Origin of the sequence: Burkholderia sp. BCC0398 (assembly GCF_902833245.1) — a bacterium.
GTDB classification, from domain to species: Bacteria; Pseudomonadota; Gammaproteobacteria; order Burkholderiales; family Burkholderiaceae; genus Burkholderia; species Burkholderia sola.
Map to the genome: position 1 here is coordinate 132988 of NZ_CADFEM010000019.1, position 7480 is coordinate 140467.

General features: G+C 59.1%; 5 protein-coding genes and 3 pseudogenes. 7 read left to right on the plus strand and 1 reads right to left on the minus strand.

All coding sequences use genetic code 11. The features are described from left to right. Positions 1–146 precede the first annotated feature (146 nt). The 5 genes from HWX76_RS31975 to HWX76_RS31995 all read left to right on the plus strand — a co-directional run bounded on the left by HWX76_RS31975 (position 147) and on the right by HWX76_RS31995 (position 6364). The gene (locus HWX76_RS31975) at positions 147–1868 is read left to right on the plus strand and encodes a hypothetical protein (RefSeq protein ID WP_143751045.1); all 1722 of its coding nucleotides are present in this window, start codon (positions 147–149) and stop codon (positions 1866–1868) included. A gap of 214 nt (positions 1869–2082) precedes the next feature. Then, a complete protein-coding gene (locus HWX76_RS31980) occupies positions 2083–3945 on the plus strand; it encodes a clostripain-related cysteine peptidase (RefSeq protein WP_226136174.1) in 1863 nt (620 codons plus the stop codon). A gap of 342 nt (positions 3946–4287) precedes the next feature. Then, positions 4288–5442, plus strand: a complete 1155-nt coding sequence (locus HWX76_RS31985) for a glycosyltransferase (RefSeq protein ID WP_089487680.1) — start codon at positions 4288–4290, stop codon at positions 5440–5442. Beyond that, a complete protein-coding gene (locus HWX76_RS31990; RefSeq protein WP_175810067.1) occupies positions 5433–5582 on the plus strand; it encodes a hypothetical protein in 150 nt (49 codons plus the stop codon). The genes HWX76_RS31985 and HWX76_RS31990 overlap by 10 nt, the downstream gene beginning before the upstream one ends. 23 nt (positions 5583–5605) lie before the next feature. Next, on the plus strand, positions 5606–6364 hold the full coding sequence (locus HWX76_RS31995) for a polysaccharide deacetylase family protein (RefSeq protein ID WP_089487671.1): 759 nt from the start codon (positions 5606–5608) through the stop codon (positions 6362–6364). Positions 6365–6367: 3 nt separating this feature from the next. Here the strand turns inward: HWX76_RS31995 and HWX76_RS32000 are convergent. Beyond that, positions 6368–6517: pseudogene (locus tag HWX76_RS32000) on the minus strand (IS3 family transposase); the annotation flags it as partial. Here HWX76_RS32000 and HWX76_RS32005 point away from each other — a divergent pair. Together HWX76_RS32005 and HWX76_RS32010 are read left to right on the plus strand one after the other, a co-directional pair. Then, positions 6510–6848 (plus strand): annotated as a pseudogene (locus HWX76_RS32005) (integrase core domain-containing protein); the annotation flags it as partial. The pseudogenes HWX76_RS32000 and HWX76_RS32005 overlap by 8 nt on opposite strands. 82 nt (positions 6849–6930) lie before the next feature. Then, positions 6931–7188: pseudogene (locus tag HWX76_RS32010) on the plus strand (transposase); the annotation flags it as partial. Positions 7189–7480: the final 292 nt, after the last annotated feature.

Below are 7480 nucleotides of genomic sequence, written 5' to 3' on the forward strand. Positions count from 1 at the left end.
GATGTGGCGACTACTCCACATCCCGCAACCGAATCGATACTGCATACGCCGCTTGCGTCGCAAGTCGATGGCGAGTCGGCGAGCGGCCAATCACCGACGGGGAAGCTATGCGAATAGCGCATCGAAAAATGGAGAGAATTTCGACAATGAAAAATGAGAGGTCAACGATCCTCTGTACGCGGGTTTTAGGTGTGGGGCTGTTGACCAGTGCGGCATTGGCCGGCTGCGGCGGGGATGCTTCTCCGAATGTGCAGGCTTCAGCATTCCCGACCTGCAGCAGTACCGCTCACGTTCCGAGCGTCGACGGATATCCGGTATACAGGGTACAGCCAGGGAATGTCGACAAATGCTCAATAGCTGCGCATTACGATGCCGGCTATGCAATCGTGGCCGACGGCGATGTCGACATCTGGGGACCGACCGACGATATGCCGGTCTTCAAGGTCGATAGCGGCGTCGCCGCAATGGAGCCAAGCGGCACAGATGGCATCATCAGCACGGTACCGGTAGCTTCATCGATCCCTGTCGCCACGAAGAGCGAGCAGTCGTCGGGCTTCATCCTGGCGAAATCCGCCGTCGACGGCGCGCCGGTAGAGTGCCAGATACAGGACGGCACCACGGACGGGAACGGCATCGATCGCTGCCTGGACCCGGTTCGGGCGAGCCAGGCGCGGCAGCGTCTGACAAAATCCGCAGTGCAGTCGGCTATGGTGCGCGCGACGGTGGACTCTCCGGCGGGCATCGCCGGCAATGCCAATCCCGACCCTTCCGCATGGACCCTGCTCGGCAACAGCTCGCAGGAAGTCAGCCTAGAGTCGTACACAGACAATTGGTGGCAGTCCGACCAAAAAGCCGGCAGCGCGAAACTCCAGTTTTCGTTGTATCGCCTGAATTCAAGCACGCAGAACGACTATTACCTCGTGAAGGCGAACTGGGAAACGACGCCGCAACCACGCATCAATAAGACGCATCCGACGCGCAAGGATGCGTGCGTAAAGGGCGACTACTGCGGTTATTACAACAACCTCCATGATATGGCATTTTCCTTGTCGGTCATCAGGGGCGGTGTGGTGATCCCGGGGAATGTCGATAATTACATGCCCAAAACCGTCGAGAGAAACACCACGGTGACGCAAAAAATGGGCGGATCTCTTTCTTTTGGAGACAAGGGTATAACTGCGTCGGTAAGCGGCGAAATTGCGACTTCGTATACTTATTCTGCACAAAATCTGATTTCGTCTTCCGAACATGGCATCGCGGAATTTATTTCTTCCCATGCGACATCGGCCAGTGATATCTGGAAAACCGATCCCACTACCGTCGGCACGGCCGGGACGGTTGCCTGGGTATTGTTCAGCGTGCCCGAGGGAGATCCCGCCGTCGAAGAGAGCGTGCAGATCAAGGTTTCGAAATTCGAAGGCAACTTCGGTCTGAGGGCCGACAATGACCTGATATCGAGAACTTATCTGTACGACTACAAGCTGGCCAAGCCTTACACCGTCAGCTATTCCACTCCGGCATTCGGTGTAAAGGTTCTGAACGACGACGGCACGACCCGACCAGTCCCTGCCGGACGTAATAACGCGATACGCCTGAAGGCGGGGGAATCCACGGAGCTGCAGATTTCCGCGGGCGATTACTCCACGCCGATCAGGCTGGCTTGGCAAGTCACCAATTTGCCTGACTGGCTGGTGGCGTCGGTCGAGAAAGGCAGCGTCAACAGCGGCAATGGACGTGTCACCGTCACGGTGCGGCCGAACGCGACACCGGGCGTGCTCGGCTACGTGATGATCAATACGAGTCCGCGTGCGGCCGCGGCGTCGATGCGCAACCAGGATATCGCCGTACCGATTCAGGTCGTCCAGTAACAGGCGGGGACATCGATCGTTCGCATTTGCCGAACGCATTCGCAGGCGAAATATTTCCGGGATTGGCTCGATCATTACGAATATTGACCGAGCTATCTGAACACGTGTCCAGTTTATTAATAATGAACCGGTCGCGCGGCAAAATATCACTGAATAAAAATGTCGTTCTCCAATTTGGAGTTCGAATTCATTGTTAAAAAATGGAGTAGATATCGTGAAATCGTTATCAATGAAAGTGACGGCATTCTCGCTTGTCGTGTTTCTGGCATCGTGCGGTGGCGACGATACAGCGTCGCCCCAACCCAAGCCCCAGCCGCAAGCCGCTACCACCGTGATGGTTTATATGCTCGGCTCCGATCTTGAGAGTGGTGGTGGAAACGACGAGGCGGGTCGAAATGCTACGAAGAACCTCGAAGAGATGTTGAAGGCAACCCTGCCGCCCAATGCCAATATCGTGATCGAAACCGGTGGTGCGAATGTCGTCAACGACCCCACCCGCCTCGTGCCGAACTGGATCAATGTAAAGCGCCATGTCATTGCCAACGGTAAGCTTCAGCAGGTCGCGGATCTGGGCAAGGTCGATATGGGGGCGCCGTCAACCCTGTCCGACTTCATTGCATGGACGAAAAGCAAGTACCCGGCCGGCAATTACAAGCTGCTGTTGTGGGATCACGGGGGCGGCTGGACGGGATATGGTGGCGATGAGAATTTCAACAAGTCGCAGATGACATTGCCGAATTTGTCGAAGGCGATTGCGGACGGCGAGAAAGCGGCGAATATTCGCTTTGATCTGATCGGCTTCGACGCATGCCTGATGGCGACGGTTGAAGTCGCGAGCGCGCTGAGCCCATATGCCGACTATCTCTTGGCGTCGCAGGAACTCGAACCCGGCAGCGGCTGGAACTGGACTACTGTCGTGGCCTCCGCGACGCAAGACGCACGTACGTTTGGGAAGTCGGTTGCCGATTCGTACATCGAGAAACAGGACGGCGAGCGGGAATTCAGTACGCTCTCGTTGATCGATCTGAGCAAGATCGCTAACGTTCAGACTACCCTCGAATCATGGACGGGAACCGTGCTCTCGGCGATTTCCGGTTCGGATGACAGTTGGGCCCGGGTCGCCTGGATGCGGGCGACCTCACTGGGCTTTGGCGGCAATGGTAGCGGCACCGACAGTAACCCGTCCCTCGATCTGGTCGATCTGAAACAATTCTCCCGGAACATCGCGGACAAGGTTCAGGGTTCCGTTGCGCTGGCCAATGCGATCAGTCAGGCGGTGGTATATAGCAACACCAGTGCGAATTACAGCAACGCGTCTGGCCTGTCGGTCTACTTTCCGTCTCGATCGTTCATATCTGGCGCAACACAGTCACAGTATCAGGCGATCGATTTTTCGCCGAAGTACCGCGATTTCACAAGCAAATATATTGCCGCCATCGCGTCCAAGCCGCATATCAGCGATATCAATGCAGTCGTCAGGGGAGGGGCGATTACCGGGAGCGTCTCCAGTGACGCCGGGATTCTTTCTCTCGATAATCTTCTTTTTTCCAATGTCGGAACGGATGGTACGGCCACACTGGTAGGCAGCAGCCCCCTGCGCGAGATAAGTGGATTCAGCGCATCGCAGTCGTTCAATGTGCCGCTGTCGGGCGACTGGCCCACGCTCGATGGCTACCCGGTGATTCTCGGCTATCTCTATGCTGACGATAAGAATAAATACTGGGGTGTTCCCATCGAGCTGAACGGAGAGCTGACCTATCTCCTGTATCAGCTCAACGACGATCCTGCCGATGCGGCGCCGCAGTGGACTGCGGTGGGCACGACATCCTCGCTCTCGGATCGCGTACCCCGACTGATGCCGTTACCGGCCGCGGACGACAAGGTGCGCATCCTTGCCGTAAAGCTCGACACGACGACAGGGAGGGCAACCGATCTCGTTCCGGCGACGCCCGTGTTCAGCCTGGCGAATTTCGATCTCCAGTTGGCCCCGGTGCACGGAAGTTTGAGCCAGGCATTGATGGCGACCGATTCGACATGGAATGTCAAGCTTACGGACATTTATCCGCGCAACCCCTGAGCTGAAAAGTGTGGTGCGGCCCGCCGTAAGCCGAATGGTAGAGGCGGGCCACGTGCCTTAAGCGAATCCATGTATCCACCATTGATGTGTAGCAGGGTATTTCTGTGCCACGGCAGCTGGGGTGTCCAAACGCAAATAGCATTTGCTTTTGGACACGCAAAGTTTTTGTAACGGGTATCAGACTCCGAGACGGCCCCGCTTCACGTATCTGTCACGTCTCGCGTCGTTCCCATGGTGAATTGGTAGCGCGCAAATGGCGTTATTGACAAGTTTGATGGTGAATCATTCATTGTCTGAATCTTGGGTCCTGTAATGTGCACTGGTGAATAGGTGCTACGCATGATGAACATTCTGTACACCAACTTCCACGGCGATTACGGCGGCGGCCAGGACACCTATGTCCGCGATCTCGCCGTCGCGATGAGCCGCCATCACCGCGTGACCGTGGCGTCGCCAGAAGGCAGCCGCCTGTCGCGACTGCTGAAGGACAGTCCCGACGTGGCGATCTTCGACATGGAATTCAAGCCGCGCTGGAACCGGCTGTGCCGGGAGATTCTCAGGCTGCGCCAGCGGATCGCCGCCGAGCGCTTCGACGTGATCCACGTGAACGGGTCCGCCGATCACCGGCAGGTGATGCTGGCGCTGCTCGGCTGCCGGTATCGGCCGGCGGTCGTGCTGACCAAGCACAACACCTATCGCGCCGACAGCTTGGGCAACCTGCTGCGTGCCCGGCTGGCCACCGACCACACGATCGCGGTCAGCGACTACGTCGCCAGCATGCTCGCGCTGCGCTCGCCGTACGGCAACGTCACGGTCGTCAAGCACGGCGTGCGCCGGCCCGCTGCCGAACGACTCGCGGCCGACGAAATCCGCCGCCGCAAGATCGCGCTGTTCGGCGCGTCCGGCGCGGATGCGATCGTGCTGGGCAGCAGCGCCGGCACAGCGCCCGAAAAAGGCTGGATGGACCTGATCGCCGCGCTCGGCCGCCTGCCCGAAGCCGAGCGCGAGCGGTTTCGCGTGCTGCTGGTCGGCGCGGAGCCGTCCGGCGAGCAGCGCGCGCAACTCGCGCGGCACGGCATGGCGTCGCGCACCGCGTTCACCGGGCGCCTCGACGATGTGCGGGCGCCGTTCTCGATCATCGACGTGTCGTTCGTGCTGTCGTACCACGAGAGCCTGTCGTATGCGTGCCGCGAAGCGATGTCGCTCGGCTGCCCCGCGATCGTGACGCGCGTGGGCGGGCTGCCCGAGAACGTCGAACCGGGCGTGGACGGCTGGGTCGTCCCGCCGCGCGAGCCCGCGGCGATCGAAGCGATCCTGCGCGCGATCGTGCAGGAACCCGGCTGCGTCCGTGCGATGGGGCGCAGCGCGCGGCTGAAAGGCAAGCGCGAATTCTCGTTTGACGCGTTCGTCGACGCGACCTTGTCCGTTTATCACGAATCGATTCGGCACAACCCCTACCGCTGGGTGACTTCATTGATATCTACAAAATGGCAGTGAATAAGTACCGGGACCTGCACCACAAGGAGCCGCTGGCCTACTGGAATGCCGCACCGATCACCGCGCGGTGGGCCGCCACTGCCGATTTTACTGAGGTCGGAGACTTCAAGACCATGCGGATTTTCCGCGAGGCTGCGTAATCCCGCCTTCCTGCGATCCGCCGATGCTTGCGCTCACCCCACGTTATCCGATCCTGACGTATCACCAGATCCGCCAACTACCGCCGACGACCGACCGGCTGCGCAGCCTGAGCGTCGCGCCCGACGCATTCCGCCGCCAGATGGCGCTGTTCAAGCGGCTCGGCTACCGTGGCCTGAGCGTGCGCGAACTACAGCCATACCTGCGCGGAGAGCAGCAGGGCAAGGTCTTCGGCATTTCGTTCGACGACGGCTTTCGCAACGTGCTCACGCATGCGATGCCCGTGCTCGACGCGCTCGGGTTCACCGCGACCTGCTACTTCGTCGCCGGCCGGTTCGGCGGCGCGAACGACTGGGATGCTGGCGCGCCGACCAAGCGCTCACCGCTGATGACCTGTGAGGACATGCTCGCGTGGCGCGATCACGGCCATGAAATCGGCTCGCATACGCTCGATCACGTTGCGCTGTCGTATGTGCCGACACCTGTCTCGGCATTTCAATTGACCGAATCGAAGCGGCAACTCGAAATGCTGAGCGGCCAATGCGTCGAATCGTTCTGCTATCCGTACGGCGATCTCGATGCGCGCGTGCGCGATGAGGTCATCGCTGCCGGTTACGGCAACGCGACGACGACCCGGCGCGGATGCGCCGGTGCGAACGACGATCCGTTTTTGTTGCCGCGGATTCCGGTCGCGGGCGGGGTCGGGGCTACGAGGCTGTGGTTCAAGTGTGTGCGGGTATCGCTAGGTCAGGGCGCAATGTTTCTGTCGCGTCGAGAAGTGTAGTGGTCAACTCATTCCGGACACTGCGTTAAGTTTTTCTTCCGCGACAGCCGGTGCCAGTCCGTCATTGAACTGATGCGGCCGTATCCAGTTGTACCGGTGCATCAGGTAATGACTGATGTCCCGATGTGCTTCCTGCGCCGTCAGGTATCCCAAGGCGGTGCGAACATACCAGGGCCCCGAATTTACGAGCCGGGCGCTTGACCAGTGGGCGTATGCGAACGGCGTCACGCTGAAGTTGATTCAGGCGGGCAAGCCAACGCAGAATGCGTACATCGAATCGTTCAACGGCAAGTTCCGCGACGAATGCCTTAACGAGCACTGGTTCACGACACTCGCGCACGCTCGGGCTGTCATCGCGGCATGGCGTCAGGACTACAACGAGCAAAGGCCGCACAGCGCACTGAACTACCCTGCGCCGTCAGAGTTTGCGGCGAAACATCGGGCAACCGCGGATGCTCCTGCCGCTTTCCAGGAGTTGGTTTAAATGACCCTAGCCCACAAAACTGTCCCATTTGGAAGTTGAAGATTCCGGCATGACGTTGTCATCGAGACCAGGAGGTCATGCCGTGAAGAAGAGCAAGTTCACCGAAGAGCAGATCGCATATGCGTTGAAGCAGGCCGAGCTGGGCACGCCTGTCGCGGAGGTCTGCCGCAAGATGGGGATCAGCGACGCGACGTTTTACAACTGGCGGACGAAGTACGGCGGGCTATCGCCCTCAGAGCTGCGCCGGCTGAAGCAGCTTGAGGAAGAGAACGCGAAGCTCAAGCGGCTCGTGGCCGATCTGTCGCTGGACAAGGCCATGCTGCAGGATGTGCTGTCAAAAATGTATGGTCCGCCCCGGCTTTGCAAGGCGAGCGTTGTCAATCCGACGCATGTCAGTTTGCGTAAATGTATCCGGCCTCTCGCGAGTCGAACGCTTTTGGCGTTCAGGCCATGATGAGATCTGCGCGTACCGTTCCTAATAAGTTGGCTCGGGCTTCCTAGCTGTGAAGCTTCAATAGGTTGTATCGATGGTTCATCCGGACTGAGTCTGGGAGACTGGAAGTCGCCAAACACCCAACCTTCCAGGAACCCAGCCGGATGAACACCCATAAGAATGCCCGACTCACTTTCGC

What these genes read in the sequence shown, in the direction of transcription:
- HWX76_RS31985 (WP_089487680.1), top strand. Translation starts at nt 4,288, where the DNA reads ATGAACATTCTGTACACCAACTTCCACGGCGATTACGGCGGCGGCCAG.
- HWX76_RS31990 (WP_175810067.1), top strand. Translation starts at nt 5,433, where the DNA reads ATGGCAGTGAATAAGTACCGGGACCTGCACCACAAGGAGCCGCTGGCC.
- HWX76_RS31975 (WP_143751045.1), top strand. Translation starts at nt 147, where the DNA reads ATGAAAAATGAGAGGTCAACGATCCTCTGTACGCGGGTTTTAGGTGTG.
- HWX76_RS31995 (WP_089487671.1), top strand. Translation starts at nt 5,606, where the DNA reads ATGCTTGCGCTCACCCCACGTTATCCGATCCTGACGTATCACCAGATC.